The organism is Vicinamibacterales bacterium, from assembly GCA_036496585.1.
Classification (GTDB): domain Bacteria; phylum Acidobacteriota; class Vicinamibacteria; order Vicinamibacterales; family 2-12-FULL-66-21; genus JAICSD01.
Window position 1 is genome coordinate 159,795 of the sequence record DASXLB010000050.1, and the last position, 19,077, is coordinate 178,871.

Here is a 19,077-nt window from a genome sequence, read left to right on the forward strand (position 1 = left end):
TTGTATACTGACCGGGGTCCCGCCCCTCTGCGATTCATGCTTATTCGTTCGCGCCATTTCCTCACCGTCGCGTCGGCCGTGTTCGCGCTGATCGCGGCGCTCGGCACGCGCCTGCCCGCGCAGCTGCGCGTCGCGCCTGTCGCCGAACGCCCCGATGCGCGGTCGCTCGAGCTGCTCCTGCGCAAACTCTCGAGCACGGGCACCGTCATGGAAACCGACGCGCATCCCGACGACGAGGACAACGGGCTGCTGGCGAGGCTCGGCGAGGGGGAGGGCATGCGCGTCGCGCTCGTCACGGCGACGCGAGGCGACGGCGGACAGAACGAGATCGGTCCTGAGCTCGGCCAGGCGCTCGGCGTGCTGCGCACCGAAGAGCTCCTGGCCGTGCACCGGTTCGACGGCGCCGAGCAGTATTTCACGCGCGCGATCGATTTCGGCTACTCGTTCAGCATCGACGAGAGTGTGCAGAAGTGGGGCGAAGACGCCATCGTCGGCGACTACGTCCGACAGATCCGCGCGATCCGCCCCGATGTCGTCGCCGGGTTTCTCTGCGGCGGCACGTCCGGCGGGCTGCACCATCAGGCGGCCGCGCAGCTGACGCTCGAGGCGTTCCGCGCCGCCGGCGATCCGGCGAAGTATCCCGAACAGATCGCCGCCGGCCTTCGCGCGTGGCAGCCGGTGCGCATCTTCTGCACCGACGAGACCTCGTTCGGGCCGCCGCAGCCGTTGACGGCGGGCAAGGTGCGGCCGGACCTCTCGGCCTTCGACGCGCTGCTGGGGCGCACCTACGCGGAGCTGGGGCTCGAAGCGCGCTCGATGCACAAGTGCCAGGGCACGTCGCAGCTGCTCCTCCTGCCGGGCGTGTCGCAGAGCCGCACCTACAAGTTCCAGGACGGCCGGCCCAGCAACGGCGCGCTCGACAATCTCTTCGGGGGCATCGACACGTCCGTGGTCGGGTTGATCCGGTTCGCCGGCGAACGTCAGCAGCCGTCGCTGCGGACGGCGCTCGTGGCGCTGCAGCAGCTCGTGACCGACGCCCGCGCCGGGCTGGCGTCGCGCGGGCCCGCCGGTAGCGTCGCTCCGCTCGCCGCGGGGCTGCGGGCTGTCCGCGCGCTCCGTTCGGACCTGCCGCGGCTGCTCGTCGCACCTTCGGCGAATGGATCCGACCTCGCGCCGGCGGCCTCCGACAGTCGCGCGGAAATAGACTTCCGGCTGGCCCAAAAGGAGCGTCAGTTCCAGGACGCGCTGGTCGTCGCAACCGGGACGCGCCTCGACGCTCTGGCCGACGATGGTGTGGTGACGCCCGGACAGTCCGTCGCCGTGACCCTGGCGGGCGCCAGCGCGGTGGACGGCGTCGAGCTCGTCCGCGCCAGCCTTGTCGGATTCGAGCCAGTGCCGGAGCCGGCATGCTCGGGCACGCTGGCGCGCGGGGCGTCGGTCAATTGCCGGACGGCCGCGACGATTCCGGCGAACGCGCACCTCTCCACGCCCTACTGGACGCCGCGCACCGATGCCGCGCGCTACGACTTCGAGGCCGACGTGCCGTTCGGCGTCCCGTTCCGGCCGTCGCCATTCCGCGCCACCTTCGCGCTGCGGATCGGCGGTGCCGAGGTGAGCGTCGAGCGGGAGATCCAGTATCGCTATTCCGATCTCTTCGCTGGCGAGAAGCGTTCGGGGCTGCTGGTCTCGCCGGCGTTCAACGTGCGCGTCGATCCCGGCATCGCGATCGTGGCGATCGGATCCCCCGCCAGGCAGAAGAGTGTCAGCGTCAGCGTCGGCAACAACCAGAAGGGACCGACGTCGGCCGCGGTGATCCTGGCGGTGCCGGCCGGCTGGACGGTCTCGCCGGCGTCGATCCCGTTGACCTTCGTTCGCGAGGACGAAGCGGTCACGGTCGCCTTCACCGTGGAGGCGCCCGCCGCGATCGGCGCGGGCGATTGGCCCGTCACCGCGACCGTCACCAGTGCGTCGGGCGCCAGCTCAAATCTCGGCTACCAGGTGGTCGAATACCCGCACATCCACCGCCGTCACGTGGTGATCCCGGCAGCCGCGAGGTTCAAAGCCATCGACGTGCGCGTCGCGCCGGCCACGAGAGTCGGCTACGTCATGGGCAGCGGCGATCGCGTGCCGGACGCGATTGCGCAGCTGGGCGCCGAAGTCGATCAGATCGGACCCGACGCGCTCGCGTCAGGCGATCTGTCGCGCTTCAACGTGATCATGGTGGGCGTGCGCGCCTACGAGAAGCGGCCGGACCTGCGCGCGAACAACCAGCGGCTGCTCGACTACGCCCGCGCCGGCGGCACGGTGATCGTGCAGTATCAGCGCGCCGAGTTCAACCAGGCGCAGTATGGGCCGTATCCGGCGAAGACCAGCGACCAGCGCGTCACCGACGAGAATGCGTCGATGGAGATCCTGGCGCCCGACAATCCGGTTTTCACCACGCCGAACCGGATCGGTCCGGAGACCTGGGCGAACTGGGTGCAGGAGCGCGGGACGTATTTCATGGGCGAGCGCGATCCTCGCTACATCGATCTGCTGCGTTCAGCGGATCCGTTCCCCTACAACGCCGGTCCGAAGACCGGCATCCTCGTAGAAGCGCAAATCGGGCAGGGGCGCTGGTTCTACACCGGGCTCGGACTCTGGCGGCAACTGCCGGCCGGCGTCGACGGCGCCTATCGCCTGCTCGCCAATCTCATCAGCCTGGGGAAGCGGTAAGCGTGTCTTTTTCACCCGAATACGTCCGGCTCGTGCTCAACGAGAACTTCGAAGACGCCAAGGCGCAGTTTCTCGCGCCGCTGATGGCCATCAACTACGCCCACCTGGTGATGCTCGCCGGCCAGTCGATCGTGTCCGGCGGCGACGCGCGCGCGATTCGCGCGGCGCTCGACGGCGTCCGGATCGACGAGATCCGGAAGGCGCGCTACGACGGCAGTTGCGAAGACCTCTTCTTCTATGTCGAGCGCGAGGTGACCGCGGCCTGCGGCCCTGACGTCGCCGGCCGCCTGCACACGGCGCGGTCGCGCAACGATATCGACATGACGATGTACCGGATGCAGCAGCGGGAGCTGATCCTGGCGGTCGTCGACGGCGTCCTGGCGCTGCGCCGGGCGCTGCTGCCGCTGGCGGAGCGCCATCGCGAGACCGTCTTCGCGGCGCACACGCACACCCAACCGGCGCAGCCGTCGACCATCGCGCACTATCTGCTGGCGGTCATCGAACAGCTCGAGCGCGACACTGTCCGGCTCAAGGCCGCATACGCGGCGACCAACCACAACCCGCTCGGCGCCTGCGCGATCACCGGTACCGGCTTTCCGATCGATCGCTACCGCACGGCGGCGCTGCTCGGCTTCGACGGCGTCTGTGGCAACACCTACGGCAGCATCGCCACCGTCGACTACCTGCTCGAGAGCGTCGGCGCAGCCGCGGTGCTGCTGGCCGGCCTCGGCCGTGTCGTGCAGGACCTGCTGCTGTGGAGCACCGTCGAATTCGGGTATCTGCGTCTCGCCGACGGCTTCGTGCAGGGCAGCAGCATCATGCCGCAGAAGCGCAACCCGGTGGCGCTCGAGCACGCGCGCGCCATCGCCAGCAAGGCGCTCGGGCAGGCGTCGGGGATTTTCCTGGCCGTCCACAACACGCCGTTCGGCGACATCGTCGACACGGAGGACGATCTGCAGCCGCTCGTGACGCGGATGTTCACCGACGCGGCGCGTGCGGTGGCGCTGGTCGCGGCGGCGATGGCGAGCGCCGAGTTCGACGCCGAGACCCTCGCGGCCCGCGCCGGCGCGCACTGGATCACCCTCACCGAGCTGGCTGACACGCTGGCGCGCGATCACGGGCTGCCGTTCCGCGCCGGCCACGAGATCGCCAAGCGGATCGTGGCCGGCTCGATCGCCGATCCTGCCGCGTCGGCTGCCGCCTTGCTGAGCGACGCCGCACGCGAGGCGATCGGGCGGGAGATCGTCTATACCGACGCGCAGCTCGCGGAGATTCTCAGCCCGAGGCACTTCGTCGAGGTGCGCAAGACGCACGGCGGGCCGTCGCCGTCCGAGACGCAGCGCGCCCTCGGCGTGTCGGAAGTGTGCCTGGCGGCCGACGATCAGTGGCTCGCCGACGCACGCGCCCGCCTCACGGCTGCGGCCGCGGCGCTGACGGAAGCGTCCGCGTCGCTTTGAACTGTCGCGGTTGTCGCCTCAGGCGGAGCGCGACCGTCAGGCGTCGTTCGGGAACTTCAGGCCGCCGGCTTACAGCGTGACCAGCCAGTGCCGGCCGGCATCGACCGGCAGATCCTCCAGCAGGATCTCGACCAGTCCGGGACCGTACTTGTTGAGGAAGTAGACGCCGCCGAGCATCCGCTCCTGCGGATGCCCTTCCGGAAAGGCCTGCGCCTGCGCGCGGACGAACTGGCGGCGGAGGGTGTCGTGGCGCTTCTTCGCCGCGTGGATCACCTTGGTGTGCAGCGAGTGAAGCTCGTGCTCCATCTTGCCAAGCGTGGTCTTGGCGGCACCGGTCAGCGTCGGGTCGAGCTGCGGCAGGGCCTGCATGACGCGGCCCATCGCGGCGTCGATCTGCGCGCTCGCCTCGCGCAGCGATTCGTCGACGCCGGCAGGCAGCTGCGATTCGAGCAGCTTGTTGAGCGCCGACTCGCCAGGCGTCCGCAGCTCGGAAAACGACACGTCGTACTTCTTCAGGAACTTCGTGGCTCCAGAATCAAGCAGCGTCGCCGTCGTCCTCGGGAACATCAGCGGCATCGGCACGCCGAACTGCTCGTAGACGCCGCGCAGCTGGCCCAGGTAGGCCAGCTCGCTCGGGCCGGCGACATAACAGATGGTGGGGAACAGCGTGTCCTGCACGATGGGTCTGAGCAGGACGTTGGGACTGAAGGACTGCGGGGACGCGGCTGCCGACTGCGCCAGCGCCGCGACGTCGAAGGATCGCTCGCCGACGACCAGCTGATCGCCGCTGCGCTTGATGGCCTTGCGCCCGTCTTCGATCGAGAAGAGCGCCACGTTGTCGGCCTGCGTGACCACCTGCGGCGCGTGGCCGCGGGCCGCGAGCTCTTCGCCGGCGCGCGCCGCGAGCGTCGCGGTCTGGCCCGGCGAAGACAATTCCCGCACGAACACGTCGGCCACCAGCGGCTTTGCCGCCGGATCCGCCGCCTCGTAGACGACGAGCCCGTAGGGGCCGAGCACGCGCTCGAGCCAGACGGCAAAGGCGCGCGCCATGCCGGTTCCGGGCTGCCATGCCGCCCGGATGTCGCCGAGGACGGTTGCCGTGAACTCAGTCTGCTGCAGGGCGGCGGCGAGCTCGTCGATCGTCTGCTCGACGCCGGAGTCGAGGGTGAGCTGCGCAACCGGCCGCTCTCCCGCGCCTTCGAGATCCGCCAGCGTCACGGTGCGCGGCTGGAACTCGGCGTCGAGCACCGTACAGCTCTTGATCTCCTCCCAGTCGTGATCCTCGGATTCGACCCAGAAGATCGCCACGGCGGGCACTCCCTGCCGCTGTTCCGTGCGACGGGCCAGCTGCAGCGCGGTGATCGCCTTGAGGAGCGTATACATCGGCCCGCCAAACGCGCCGGCCTGCTGGCCGGTGACGACGGCGACCGATTGCGGGAGCGCCAGCTGCGCGGCCGCGCGGCGGGCCGGATCGGGCGCGCCGCGTTCCTCCTGCTGATGCCGAAGCAGCTCGGCGACGCCGGCTCGATCGCGCGGTTGGGCCTGGACGCGGCGCACGGCGTCGAGCCAGCCATCCGGGTCGTGCGGGTTGCCGCCGTACAGCCCTTCGACCTGAGCGAAGTTGTAGGCGTAGTCGCCCGACAGCGGGCGGATCCACGGGAAACGCCGGACGTCGATGCCGGCGACGCTGATGCGTCCGGCGGACTCGCGGGGGGCGGTGGACGGCTCAGCGGTCACGTTGTCGTACTCTCTCAGAGCCATCCGAAACCTGTCAAGGCACCGCACGATCGCATCACGATTCTGACGCGCAAAGCCCGTCCGGGGATCCCGCGATCCATGTTACATTCTCTTGATCCGCCCGAGGAGTTCCGTCGCTGACCACTGAGGACCCTAGCGCATTCTCGCCGCCGCCGGCATTCGGGCCTTTCCGGGTGCTGCATCAGATTGGCATCGGCACGCTCGGTCCGGTGTTCCGCACCTATGAACCCAGCCGGGATCGCCTGATCGCGGTCAAGGCCTTCCGTCTCGACATCGTTCCCGAACAGGCCCAGGCGCTCGCCCTCGCGCTCGATCGTGCCGCGCACGCCTCGCTCTTTCATCCCTCAATCGTCGAGCCGATCGATGCCGGCGTCGAGGGGACGGTGGCCTATCGTGCCGAGGAATACGTCGCGGCCGAGTCACTCGACGTCGCGATGCGGCATTACGCACCGGCGTCGATCGAGAAGGTCCTGCCGTTCATCACCCAGCTCGCCGGCGCCATCGATTTCGCGCGCGCGGCCGGTATCGGGCACGGCGGCTTGCATCCGCGCGACATTTTCGTGACGCCGGACGAAGCGCGGGCCACCGGATTCGGCGTGGTCGACGCGCTCGAGCAGATCGGGATTCGCGCGCCGATCCGGCGTCCCTACAGCGCGCCGGAGCGCATCGCCGGCAGCGCGTGGAGCACGCCCGCAGACGTCTTCTCGCTCGCCGCCATCACCTTCGAGCTGCTGACCGGCAAGCGTCCGTCGGGGACAGGTGAGGAAATCGGGCTCGTTCCAGACGGTCCGCACGCACGGGGCATCCACGCCGTCCTCGCCCGCGCGATGGACGACGAGGCGTCGAGACGCTACGGCCACGCCCTGGGGTTCGCCGCGGCGCTCGAGGCGGCGGCCGAAGGCCGGACGATCAGCGACGCAGTGCAGACGGTCATCCCGTTGGCCGGATCCGCGGAGGCCGCGGGATCTCTCCTGCCGCCACCGCCCGACGCGTCCGCGCCGGAGCCAACCGTGGTGATCCGGGCCGCGGTTGACGATGACCGGACCCTGAAGTCCACGGCCCATGCCGCCGACCTCCTGGATTACCAGCCCGAGGCGCCGACGCTCGGTGAATTCGCCGTCGAAGCGGAACTCGATCCCGTCCATGCGGCGCTGGATGACCTGACCATTCCGCACGATAGTCCGCCGACGCCGACGCCGATTTCGCTGTTCGCCGCGACCGCGACCGAGCCCGTGCACGACGCGTTCGCCGACGAGGCGCCTACCGAGCCGCAACTGCAGATGCCGCTCGCGGTGGAGGCGCCAGATGACGACACAGCGCCGGCACTCGTTGCCGGCGGGCTGCCGCCCGAAGCGCCGCGCCGGACTGTCGCGGAGCCGGCGATGTTCGGAGTCGTGGCCGCGGAGGCGGATCCGCACGAGCCCGTAGAGACCGCCCGCCCGGCGATCCTGCCCTACGCCGTCGTCGCGGTGCCGATGCTGCTCGTCGGCTTTGCTGGCGGCTATTTCGTCGGCAGCCGCGACCGCATTCCGCAGGAGAGCGTCCAGACGACGACGAGCGTGCCGGCTGCGGCGGGCGCTCAGGCCCACGATACGGCACGACCGTTCAGCGACGAGAAGGTGACCCCGCCGGCTCCGCCCAGGCCTGACGCAGGCGCCGCCCCTGAGTCGAAAGCGCCGGTCAGGCCGATCGAGACGAAACCGCCAGCGCCGGTTGAGGCCGCGCCGCCGGCGAAGGCCGCTCCGGTCGCATCGGTCAAGAAGGGACAGCTCGTCGTGCGATCCCTGCCGACCAACGCCGGCGTCACGGTGAACGGGAAGTGGCGAGGCCGTACGCCGATCACGATCGACGATCTCAACTTCGGTGACTACACAATCAGGGTCGTGCAGCCGGGGTACCGGGTGATGCGCGACGAGTTCAGCCTGAGCGCGCATGCGCCCTCACGCACCGTGACGGCGCACCTCGAGCGGGTGCCTCTCGCCCCGGTGACCGCACCGCCGCCGGCCGGCCATCAAGCGCCGGCGTCTGGCGACGAGGCAGCGGTCTCGTTCACCGGATCGCTCTACGTCGACTCGCGGCCGCGCGGCGCGATAGTGTTCGTGGACGGCAAGAGCGTCGGGCAGACGCCACTGTCGGTTCCGGAAATGCCGGTGGGCTCGCACGTCGTACGGATCGAAATGGAAGGCAAGAAGCCGGTGAACGCGAATCCGCGGATCAGCGCCGGCAAGACGGAGAGAATCACCGTGTCACTGGAAGACAAGGAGCAGGCGCCGATGCCCGTCGAGGCGGCACCCGTCGGCAAAGGCAGGCGATGAAGGCGACGCTCGCGCTCGAGAACGGGCGCTGCTACGAAGGGGAATCGGCGGGCGCGCCCGGCGAGACCGGCGGCGAGGTGGTGTTCAACACCAGCATGACGGGGTACCAGGAGATCCTGACGGACCCGTCGTACGCGGGGCAGATCGTCACGATGACGGCGCCCGAGATGGGTAATTACGGCGTCGCGCCAGACGACATGGAATCGCGCGCGCCCAAGGTGGCCGGCTTCATCGTCCGCGAGGAGTCGCCAATCGCGAGCAACTGGCGCGCCGACGGCACGCTGCGCGACTACCTGACGCGGCACGGGATCGTCGCGATCTCCGGCGTCGACACCCGCGCGCTGACGCGCGTGCTGCGTTCGGCCGGTGTCATGCGGGGGATCATCGCGACTGGCGACACCGATCCGACCGAACTGGTGGCGCGCGCGCAGCACCTGCCGTCGATGGCCGGGTCGGATCTCGTGCTCGGCGTCACCTGCGAGCGTGCCTTCGACTGGGTGCCCTCGTCCGACAATGGTTCCGGCCCCGCCGACGCCGAGTTCGCGCCGCCGCCGCAGACCCGGCCGCGCCGCACGCTGCGCGTCGCCGCCTACGACTTCGGGATGAAGTGGAACATCCTCCGCCGCTTCACCGCCTACGGCTGCGAGGTGCGCGTATTTCCAGCCACGACGCCCGCGTCGGAGCTGCTCGCGGCGGGTCCCGACGGAGTGTTCCTGAGCAATGGTCCTGGCGATCCCGCCGTGCTCTCCTACGCGATTGCCAACGCCACAGACCTGATCGCTGCCGACATGCCGGTGTTCGGCATCTGTCTCGGGCACCAGGTGCTATCGCTCGCGCTTGGCGCCCAGACCTACAAGCTGAAGTTCGGCCACCGCGGCGCCAATCATCCGGTGCAGGAGCTGCACAGCGGCAAAGTCGAGATCACGTCGCAAAACCACGGCTTCGCCGTCGACCGCGACTCGCTGCCTGCCGACGTCAAGGAGACCCACCGCAATCTCTACGACGGCACCATCGAAGGGCTGCGTCACACGACCCGGCCGGTGTTCTGCGTCCAGTATCATCCCGAGGCGTCGCCAGGCCCGCACGACGCGGACTACCTGTTCAAACAGTTCGTCGAAGAAATGGAAAAGAGAGTCGGATGAAACGATCGGGTGATCTGGTGATCTGGTGATCGGGTGAACTCTCAGCGTTCATGCCATCGCCCGTTCCCCAGATCATCCGATCGCCCGATCACCCGATCACCCGATACTACTGATGCCGAAACGCACTGATCTCAAACGGATTCTCGTCATCGGTTCCGGCCCGATCGTCATCGGCCAGGCCTGCGAGTTCGACTACTCCGGCACGCAGGCGTGCAAGGCGCTCAGGGCCGAGGGGCTCGAGGTCGTGCTCGTCAACAGCAACCCGGCGACGATCATGACCGACCCGGAGATCGCCGACCGCACCTACGTCGAGCCGCTCACCTCCGACACGGTCGCGCGGATCATCGAACGCGAGCGGCCGGATGCGCTGCTGCCGACGGTGGGCGGGCAGACCGCGCTCAACCTGGCGGTCCAGCTCGCCGAGGAAGGCGTGCTCGAGCGCTACGGCGTCGAGTTGATCGGCGCCTCGATCGACGCGATCAAGGTCGCCGAGGATCGGCTGCTGTTCCGCGACGCGATGACCGAGATCGGCATCGCGACGCCGAACAGCCGCTACGTGCGCTCGATGCAGGAAGCCTTCGACGCCATCGAGCCCATCGGCTTCCCGATCATCGTCCGCCCGTCGTTCACGCTCGGCGGGGTCGGCGGCGGCATCGCCTACAACGTCGAGGAGTTCCGCGAGATCGCGCAGCGCGGCCTGAGTCTCAGCCCGGTGCACGAGGTGCTGCTCGAGGAATCGGTGATCGGCTGGAAGGAGTTCGAGCTCGAGGTCATGCGCGACCGGGCCGACAACTTCGTCGTCATCTGCTCGATCGAGAACGTCGACCCGATGGGCGTGCACACCGGCGACAGCATCACCGTGGCGCCGGCGCTGACCCTGACCGACAAGGAATATCAGCGCATGCGCGACATCGGCCGGCGGATCATCCGCCGCGTCGGCGTCGAGACCGGCGGATCGAATATTCAATTTGCGATCAATCCCGACGACGGTCGGATCGTCGTCATCGAGATGAACCCGCGCGTGTCGCGGTCGTCGGCGCTCGCCTCGAAGGCGACCGGCTTTCCGATCGCCAAGATCGCCGCCAAGCTGGCGCTCGGCTACACGCTCGACGAGATCCCGAACGACATCACGCGGCTGACGCCAGCGTCGTTCGAGCCCACCATCGACTACGTCGTCGTCAAGGTGCCGCGCTGGGCGTTCGAGAAGTTCCCGCGCGCCGACCGCACGCTGACCACGCAGATGAAGTCGGTCGGCGAGGTGATGGCGATCGGGCGGACGTTCAAGGAAGCGTTCATGAAGGCGTTCCGCTCGCTCGAGCTGGGGCGGGGCAACATGCTGTTCGCCAGGAGCGGCGGCCGCATCAACGCCACTGCGGCCGTCGACACCGACCACGACGAGAGCACGCTGCAGCGGTCGCTCGCCGTGCCGAACGACCAGCGCATGTGGGCGCTGTTCACCGCGTTCGAGCGCGGCTGGGACCTCGAGGACATCCACCGCCTGACCCACATCGACCGCTGGTTCCTGACCCAGTTCAAGCAGCTCGTCGATCTCAAGAACGAAGCGACGCTGGTCGGGCTGCGCGGCATCTCCCGCGATCTGATGCGCACGCTGAAGCGCGCCGGCTTCGGCGACTGGCAGCTCGGCAGCATGCTCGGCGCCGACGAGGAGGCCGTCCGCGCGGTCCGCACCGAACAGGGGCTCGAACCCGCCTACAAGCGGATCGACACCTGCGCCGCCGAGTTCGAGTCGTTCACGCCGTACCTGTACGGCACCTACGAGCAGGAGTGCGAGGCGGAACCGACCGCGCGCCGCAAGGTCGTGATCCTCGGCAGCGGCCCAAACCGCATCGGGCAGGGGATCGAATTCGACTACTGCTGCGTGCACGCCGCCTTCGCGCTGCGTGACGACGGCTTCGAGACGGTGATGATCAACTGCAACCCGGAAACGGTGTCGACCGACTACGACACTGTCGACCGGTTGTATTTCGAGCCGCTGACGTTCGAAGACGTGTCGGCGATCATCGCGCGCGAGCAGCAGAACGGCGGGGACGTCGCCGTCGTCGTGCAGTACGGCGGACAGACGCCGCTCAAGCTGGCGCTGCCTCTGCAGCGGGCCGGGATCCGGATTCTCGGCACCTCCCCCGACTCGATCGATCTCGCCGAGGACCGCGAGCGCTTCTCCAAGCTGCTGTGGGAGCTCGGGATCCCACAGGCCTCGAGCGGCACCGCGACCTCGCCGGAGGAAGCGCGCGAGGTGGCGCTCAAGATCGGCTTTCCGCTGGTCGTCCGTCCGTCGTACGTGCTCGGCGGCCGCGCCATGGCGATCGTCTATGACATGGCGGCGCTCGACCGCTACATGACGACGGCGGTGCAGGCGTCGCCGGAACGGCCGGTGCTGATCGACAAGTTCCTGGAGGACGCCGTCGAGCTCGACGTCGACTGCATCGCCGACGCGACCGGCGCGGTGGTGATCGGCGGCATCATGGAACATATCGAGGAGGCCGGTATCCACTCCGGCGACAGCTCCTGCGTCGTCCCGCCCTACCGCGTCGCCGAGCGGCATCTCGATCAGATACGCGACTACACGCGACGCATCGCCCGCGCCCTCAATGTCGTGGGCCTGATGAACACCCAGTTCGCCATCAAGGACGAGACTGTCTACGTGCTCGAGGTCAACCCCCGCGCCTCGCGGACCGTGCCGTATCTGTCGAAGGCGACCGGCATGCCGCTCGCCAAGATCGCGGCGCGGGTGATGGTGGGCCAGACGCTGGCGCAGCTCGGCCTCGTGTCGGATCTCGAGGTGGCCGGCGTGTTCGTCAAGACGCCGGTGTTCCCGTTCGTCCGCTTTCCGGGGGTGGACACGATTCTCGGTCCGGAGATGAAGTCGACGGGCGAGGTGATGGGCGGCGCCCGCAGCTTCGGCGCGGCATTTGCCAAGGCGCAGCTCGCCGCCGGCGTCAAGCTGCCGTCGAGCGGGACGGTGTACATCAGCGTCAACAACCACGACAAGCCGGCGGTCGTGCAGGTGGCGCGCGACCTGAAGGGGCTCGGCTTCAACCTGATCGCGACGCGGGGCACCGCCAACTACCTGCGGGCGCACGGCGTCGAGGCGGAGATCGTGTTCAAGGTGAACGAGGGGCGGCCCCACATCGGCGACGAGATCGTCAATCACCGGGTGCAGCTGGTGATCAACACTCCGCTCGGGCGCGAATCGTTCTTCGACGACAAGCAGGTGCGCCGCACCGCGATGATGCAGCAGGTGCCGTGCATCACGACGCTGACCGGCGCCGCCGCGTCGGTGCAGGCGATCAAGGCCCTCCACACCGAAGCGCTCGACGTGCGATCGCTGCAGGAGTATCACGCCGACGTGCCGGTCAGCCGCGAGTAGCGGGACGTCAGGGTCGAGGGGCGAGGCGCGAGGGCGAGGGGCGAGTAGCGAGGGTGCGGCTTCCTCGTGACCCTGACGCAACCAGCTCGTTGACGAGACCGCGCCACATCGACAGAGAGTGACCGTGACGGATCCGCACCCCGCACCCCGCGCCTCGCACCCCGCGCCTCGCGCCTCGCAATTTGACGTCGTCGGCGTCGGTGCCAATTCGATCGATTTTGTCTGCCGCCTACCGGTCTACCCGAAGCCGTCGGGCCCGCATTCCAAGCTGAACGTCAGCAGCTACGAGCGGTCGCCGGGCGGCCAGGCGGCGACGGTGCTGTCGGCGTGTGCGTCGCTGGGTCTGAGGACGTCGTATGTCGGCACCATCGCGCGCGACGAAAACGGCACGCTGATTCTCGACGCGCTGAAGCGCCGCGGTGTCGACACGTCGCGCGCCATCCTGCGCGACGGCGCCAACCCGTTCGCGGTGATTCTCGTGGCTGACGAGGCCGCGGTGCACGGCGAGCGGATCGTACTGTGGAAGCGTCCCGACGAGATGAGGCTGACACCTGCCGATCTGCCGGCCGGCGTCGCCGGCGGCGCACGGTTCGTGTTCGTCGACGACGTGGACATCGACGCCAGCATTGCGGCGGGGAACGCGGCGATCGCCGCGGGCATCCCGGTCACGACCGACATCGAGGCGGTGAAGCCGCGCACCGACGAGCTGATCGCGGCGGTGACGGTGCCGATTTTCGCCGAAACGGTGCCGCGCGCGCTGACCGGCGAGGCGGATCCGGAACAGGCACTGCGCCGGCTGCGCAACCGCCACGCCGGACTGCTGTGCGTGACGCTTGGCGCGAAGGGAGCGGCGGCGCTCGACGGCGATCGCTACGTCTATCAGCCCGGGTTCGCGGTCGACGCCGTCGACACGACCGGCGCCGGCGACGTCTTCCGCGCCGGCTTCATCTACGCGACGCTGCGCGGCGACGCGCCCGCCGACGTGCTGCGCTTCGCCTGCGCGGCGGCCGCCGTCAGCTGCACGCGCCGTGGCGCTATGAACGCCGTGCCGTCGCTCGACGACGTCCAGGCGCTGCTTGCGGTTGCGGCGCGCTGAAACGCGCCACGGCGACGATCATCGTATGGCGAGCGGGATCGTCACGGGGGTTCCGTCGGTTGAGACCGGCAGCGATCCCTTCCACCTGATCGGCAGCACGCCCGGCACGAAAGCCTGGTTCAGCATGAACACCGTCGTCACCGCGTCGAGCGTCACCGACGACGACGGCGGGGCGGCGTCTCCCTGGCGCGGCGCGCGAGCGTAGGCGCGGATGCGAAGGCCCGCGAAGTCGGCGGCCGTGACGTCCACTGGCATCGGCGCGCCGCCCCGGAAGCAGCCGCCGCGGGCGATGCGGAACCGCGGATCCGTATCGGTGGGGAGCCAGACGACGTCGCCGCCGGCCGGCCTGACGCCGATGTCGAAGGCCAGCGTCGCGTCTGTCACCTGGCCGCACGCCTCGATCGTGATGTAGCGCCGCGGATCGACGATCGTGCCCGAGCCCGGCTTCGCGTTGGCGTCGACGCGGTGTTCGCGCACCATCTCGGCCGAGGTGACCGCGTACATCCAAGGATTGTCGTCCATCACGTGTTCACGCGACGGTGCCGGCGAGCGACACGAGCTGCGGGGCCGGCGCGAAGCGGATCATCTCGTCGGGACCGTGGTCGGCGACCATGTTGTTGAGCGTGGCGACCCACAGCACCGGGTGCGTGCCGACGCGCGGCCCCTTGAACTCGATCCACTTGTGGCCTTCGGCCTGGATCTCCTCGCGGCCGCCCGGATCGGTCAAGCCGTAGATGAACTCGATGTCGGTGGTCCGTCCCCACGTGGCCATCAACCGGTCGGTCGGCGTGCCGCCGTCCTCGTTGGTGAAGATGACGGTGTACTGGAGCGAATAGCGGCTGCCGCTCTCACCGCCGACGTGCTGTTCGGCGTACATGACGAGCGGGAAGTCGCTGAACTTCTCGACGGTGCCGGGCCGCGCCCGCAGGATCGGCGCGCGCGAGATCCAGTCGTAGCCGGCGGTGCCCGGTTCGTAGACGTGGACGTCGATGCGGCCGAAGGTGACGGCGCCGGCGGACGCCGCGGATCGCGTCGCGTCGCGCGTGATCGTCAGGCGGTGCGATCCCGCTGTGACGGCGCCGAGCGTGATGGGGTAGTCGGCGACGGCACTGCCGCGCGTCAGCGCGACGTGCTGTGAGTAGTGGCCGTCGACCGACACTTCCAGCAGCACGGCTTCCCGTCCCGCGACGCCCCAGTCGCACCCCCCGCAGCCCGCGGCAATCGTCGCCACGGCCTCGCCAGCCCGCGCGACCTCGAAGGGGCGCTCGACGCGGTCGGATGTACTGGCGGACTGAAGCAAGAGCACGAGGGCCGCCGTCGCCAGACTCGACATGCGCTGCACCTTACCACCAGCCACCAGACCCAGGGTCAGACGGGGGTCAGACCGGGGTCAGACCGGGGTCAGACCGGGGTCAGACCGGGGTCAGACCACCAGCGGAGGAACTGCGATCAGCGACGCGGCGCACCCGCGCAACCGCTGCGTACTTGTGCCGGCATCCACGGCGGCCGCCTCACGCACTCAAGCACTTAGCGCTGCGCAGTCGATTGCATGACTGCGCCAGCCCTGCTCGCTGCCGTTCCGCTCCTGCTCGGCGTGCTCGCCGGATCGTGGCTCACGCCCTCACCGGCCTGGCTCGCCGTCGCCCTCGTGGCGACCTGGACGCTCTGCGCGACGACGACCTGGGTGCGTCCGCGCCGCGAGACCGTCGCGGCGCTGGGCCGCGCGGCGGCGCTGGCATCGGCGTGCGCCGGCAGCGGCCTCGCCGGCGCGACGCTCGGGTCAACAGCGCAGCGGCAGGCGGACCGGCCGTCGCTGCTGGCGGCGTACGACACTGCCATCGCGGATCGGCCGGTGCATCTCACTGGCGTTCTCCGAGACGACGCTTCGGCCGCGCGGACGGGCGTGAGCCTGACGCTCGACGTGATCACGCTGGAGGGACGCCCGATCGACGGCGGCGTGCGCCTGTCGATCGCGGGCGGACTGGCGCTGCAGAACGCGGCCGCCTGGCGCGCCGGCCGGACGCTGGCGCTCGACGCGGCATTGCGCGAGCCGCTGGACTATCGTGATCCCGGCGTGCCGAGCGATCAGGCGCGGCTGGCCCGGCAGGGGATTGCGCTGATCGGATCCGTCAAGAGCGCGGCGCTCGTATCGGTCGTGTCACACGGATCGCTGATCACCGAATCGGCCGCATGGCTGCGCGACTTCGTGCGCGCCGGCACCGCCGACGCGGTCGGCCGATGGAGCCCGGTCTCGGCTGGCGTGGTGACCGCGATCCTGATCGGCGATCGCACCGGGTTGTCGCCGGAAGACGAACGCCGCCTGCAGGAGGCCGGCACCTATCATGTCATCGCGATCTCGGGCGGCAACATCGCGCTCCTGACCGCGCTCATCATCGCGGCCGGGCGTGCCGCGCGGCTGCCAGCGAGGCCCACCGCCGCGGCGTCGATCGGCCTGCTCGCGTTCTATGGGTATGCCGCGGGTCTCGCGCCATCGGTTCTCCGCGCCACCGTAGCGGGCATGATCTACCTGACGGCCCGCGCCGCGGATCATCGCGGGGCGGCGATCAACGCCGTCGCGGTCGCGGCGACGGTCGCCTGCGTGACGGCGCCGTTGAGCGTGCTCGATCCCGGATTCATTCTGTCGTTCGGCGCGACCCTGGCGATCGTGATCGCAGTCAACCGTTTCATGCCCAGACGGGCAGCGCGGAGGGCGCCGAGGCCCAGCCTGCCGCGGCGTGTGCTCGGTGCGGTCGGGATGGCGGCGGCGGGCCTTGGTGCGGCGACGCTCTGTGCGGAACTGGCGCTGGCGCCGGTCGGCGCATCGCTCTTCGGGCGCGTCAGCCTCGCGGGTCTCGTCCTGAACTTTGCGGCGATTCCGTTGATGGAGATCATCCAGACGGCTGGCCTGGCAGCGGTCGTGCTCGACGCGGTCGCGCCGCGGCTCGCCGCGCTGCCGGGCTGGGTTGCGCACATCGGGACGGCGGGGCTCCTCCAGTCGGCCGCACTCGTCGACCACGCGCCGTGGCTCGTCCGCGACGTGCCGCCGCCGGCGTGGTGGCTGATCGCGGCGTGGTATGCAGCCTGGAGCGTGGCGATCGCCGCCAGACGCCGCGTGTCGAGGATGTCGGCGGCGGCGGTCGGGGCCCTCGCCGGTGTGCTGATGCTGTGGGGCGCGCCGTCGCTGCGGGCGACACGGGTGCGCGCGCCGCCGCCAGGCTGGACCCGCTACGTCGTACTCGATGTTGGACAGGGGGACGCCACGCTGATCGAGCCCGCCGGTGCCGCGCCGATGCTCGTCGACGCGGGCGGCGCTCCCGGGTCGACGTTCGATCTGGGGCGCCGGGTGACACTGCCGGCGCTGTGGGCGTTCGGCGTTCAGCGCCTCGGGGCACTCGTCCTGACGCACGGCGATCCCGACCACATCGGCGGCGCGCCGCCGCTCCTGCGCGCGCTGGCTCCGCGGGCGATCTGGGTCGGTGTGCCGGTCCCGCGGCATGAGCCGCTGCAGCGCTTGCAGGCGGCCGCGTCGGCGGCGGGGATCCCGTGGCTGTCGCGCCGGGCGGGCGAATCGATCACCGCCGGAGCCGTCACCCTGCGGGTGCTCAATCCGCCGCTACCCGAGTGGGAGCGCCAGCGCGTGCGCAACGACGACTCGGTCGTGCTCGAGGCGCGTATCGGCGGCGTCGCCGTGCTGCTCCCCGGCGACATCTCGCAGGCCGTCGAACCGGACGTCCTGGCGCATTTCGAAGCCGCACCGCTCGTCGTGGTGAAGGCGCCGCATCATGGCAGCGCCGGAAGCAGTGCTCCGCGCTTCGTCGCCACGCTCCGTCCCGCCCTTGTCGTGTTCAGCGCCGGGCGGCGCAACCCGTTCGGCCATCCTGCGGCGGCGGTCGTCGAGCGCTACCGCGCGGCGGGCGCGCTCATCTTCAGCACCGCCGAGGACGGCGCGATTGTGCTCGACACCGACGGCACCCGCGTCGAGGTGTGGTGCCCGGCCACCGGCAGAAAGGCGTCGCTCGCTCTCACAGACCGCTGAGCCGCGGCTGGCGCCGATTCGTCGGGAGCCGTCTTCAGCCTCCCGCCTCCTTCACCGCGGCCCACTCGCGTTCCATCTCCTCGAGCGAGGCCTCGTGCACCGAGCGGCCGCGCGCGTGCAGGCGCGCCTCGAGCGCGTCGAAGCGGCTCGTGAACTTCCCGTTCGCCCGGCGCAGCGCCGACTCGGGGTCGATGCCCAGCTTGCGCGACAGGTTGGCGATGGCGAAGAGCAGGTCCCCCATTTCCTCTTCGCTCCGCAGGCGGCCTTCCGAGGCGACCGCGCGGCGCAGTTCCGCGACCTCTTCCTCGATCTTGTCGAGGACGTCGGCCGGGCGGGCCCAATCGAAACCGACCGCTGCCGCGCGGGTGCCGATCTCGTAGGCGCGCAGCAGCGAGGGGAGCGAGGCGGCCAGGCCGCGAAGAACCGAGCGGCGTTCGCCGCGGTCGGACTGCTCCGTCGACTTGATCTGCTCCCACTGCTGGTGGACCTCACCGGGCGTTTCGAGCGGACGCCCGTCCGGATCGAACACGTGCGGATGGCGGCGGATCAGCTTGGCGGTGATCGCCTGCAGCGCATCGCCGATCGTGAAGCGGCCCTGGTCGGCGCAGATCTGCGCGAGGAACACCGCTTCGAACACGAGATCGCCGATCTCGCCGCGCAGCGCGTCGGCATCGCCGCGGTCGATGGCCTCGAGCACTTCGTGCGTCTCTTCGAGCAGGAACGCCCGAAGCGACTCCAGGGTCTGCTGGCGGTCCCACGGGCAGCCGTCCGGCCCGCGCAGTCGCGCCATGATGTCGACGAGCTGCTGGAAGGCCTGACCGGCGTCGAGGGGCATGCGGGCCGTATGGTACCATCGGCGCGTGAGCGAATTTGCCGACGAGCTGGACGAGAATTTCGCCAACCTGATCGTGTACGTCGGACAGATGGCGGCGATGGCCTTCGGCGATCTGCCCGACGGGTCTGGCCAGCGGCCCGATCCGAACATCGAGGCGGCGGGCATGTTCATCGAGATGCTGGGCATGCTGCAGGAAAAGACGCGCGGCAACCTCACCGCCGCGGAGTCGAAGGCGCTCGAAGACCTGCTCTACGATCTGCGCATGCGCTACGTGCAGGTGCAGGGCGGGCAGAAGCGGATCATCGAACCCTGAGCCTCCAGGTCACATTTCTCGG

General features: G+C 69.7%; 12 protein-coding genes. 8 read left to right on the forward strand and 4 right to left on the reverse strand.

The annotated features are described in order from the left end of the window. The first annotated feature begins 36 nt into the window (after positions 1–36). Both VGI12_16360 and argH read left to right on the forward strand, forming a co-directional pair. The gene (locus VGI12_16360; protein HEY2434251.1) at positions 37–2,715 is read left to right on the forward strand and encodes a PIG-L family deacetylase; all 2,679 of its coding nucleotides are present in this window, start codon (positions 37–39) and stop codon (positions 2,713–2,715) included. Between the two features lie 2 nt (positions 2,716–2,717). Continuing rightward, positions 2,718–4,172, forward strand: a complete 1,455-nt coding sequence (gene argH, locus VGI12_16365; protein ID HEY2434252.1) for an argininosuccinate lyase — start codon at positions 2,718–2,720, stop codon at positions 4,170–4,172. A 69-nt stretch (positions 4,173–4,241) separates the two neighbouring features. Here the strand turns inward: argH and bshC are convergent, their stop codons facing one another. Beyond that, entirely contained in the window at positions 4,242–5,933 is a 1,692-nt protein-coding gene (bshC, locus tag VGI12_16370; GenBank protein HEY2434253.1) for a bacillithiol biosynthesis cysteine-adding enzyme BshC, read from the reverse strand. A gap of 170 nt (positions 5,934–6,103) precedes the next feature. Between bshC and VGI12_16375 the strand changes: the two genes are divergently transcribed. From VGI12_16375 to VGI12_16390, 4 genes are all read left to right on the forward strand, one after another. Next, positions 6,104–8,245, forward strand: a complete 2,142-nt coding sequence (locus tag VGI12_16375) for a PEGA domain-containing protein (GenBank protein ID HEY2434254.1) — start codon at positions 6,104–6,106, stop codon at positions 8,243–8,245. Continuing rightward, on the forward strand, positions 8,242–9,387 hold the full coding sequence (carA, locus tag VGI12_16380) for a glutamine-hydrolyzing carbamoyl-phosphate synthase small subunit (GenBank protein ID HEY2434255.1): 1,146 nt from the start codon (positions 8,242–8,244) through the stop codon (positions 9,385–9,387). Before VGI12_16375 ends, carA begins: the two co-directional genes overlap by 4 nt. A 112-nt stretch (positions 9,388–9,499) precedes the next feature. Further along, complete coding sequence (gene carB, locus VGI12_16385; GenBank protein HEY2434256.1) at positions 9,500–12,775, forward strand: carbamoyl-phosphate synthase large subunit; 3,276 nt, start codon at positions 9,500–9,502, stop codon at positions 12,773–12,775. A gap of 124 nt (positions 12,776–12,899) precedes the next feature. Continuing rightward, positions 12,900–13,871 carry a PfkB family carbohydrate kinase gene (locus tag VGI12_16390; GenBank protein HEY2434257.1) on the forward strand — a complete coding sequence of 324 codons (972 nt, stop codon included), beginning with the start codon at positions 12,900–12,902 and terminating at the stop codon, positions 13,869–13,871. An 18-nt stretch (positions 13,872–13,889) separates the two neighbouring features. On the opposite strand, the gene VGI12_16395 is transcribed toward VGI12_16390, so the two are convergent. Then, on the reverse strand, positions 13,890–14,375 hold the full coding sequence (locus VGI12_16395; protein HEY2434258.1) for a hypothetical protein: 486 nt from the start codon (positions 14,373–14,375) through the stop codon (positions 13,890–13,892). A gap of 25 nt (positions 14,376–14,400) precedes the next feature. Continuing rightward, complete coding sequence (locus VGI12_16400; protein ID HEY2434259.1) at positions 14,401–15,204, reverse strand: hypothetical protein; 804 nt, start codon at positions 15,202–15,204, stop codon at positions 14,401–14,403. Between the two features lie 216 nt (positions 15,205–15,420). Between VGI12_16400 and VGI12_16405 the strand changes: the two genes are divergently transcribed. Continuing rightward, complete coding sequence (locus VGI12_16405; protein HEY2434260.1) at positions 15,421–17,907, forward strand: DNA internalization-related competence protein ComEC/Rec2; 2,487 nt, start codon at positions 15,421–15,423, stop codon at positions 17,905–17,907. Positions 17,908–17,941: 34 nt separating this feature from the next. Here the strand turns inward: VGI12_16405 and mazG are convergent, their stop codons facing one another. Further along, entirely contained in the window at positions 17,942–18,742 is an 801-nt protein-coding gene (gene mazG, locus VGI12_16410; GenBank protein ID HEY2434261.1) for a nucleoside triphosphate pyrophosphohydrolase, read from the reverse strand. A gap of 25 nt (positions 18,743–18,767) precedes the next feature. On the opposite strand from mazG, the gene VGI12_16415 reads away from it, so the two are divergent. Then, complete coding sequence (locus VGI12_16415) at positions 18,768–19,055, forward strand: DUF1844 domain-containing protein (protein ID HEY2434262.1); 288 nt, start codon at positions 18,768–18,770, stop codon at positions 19,053–19,055. The last annotated feature ends 22 nt before the right edge of the window (positions 19,056–19,077 follow it).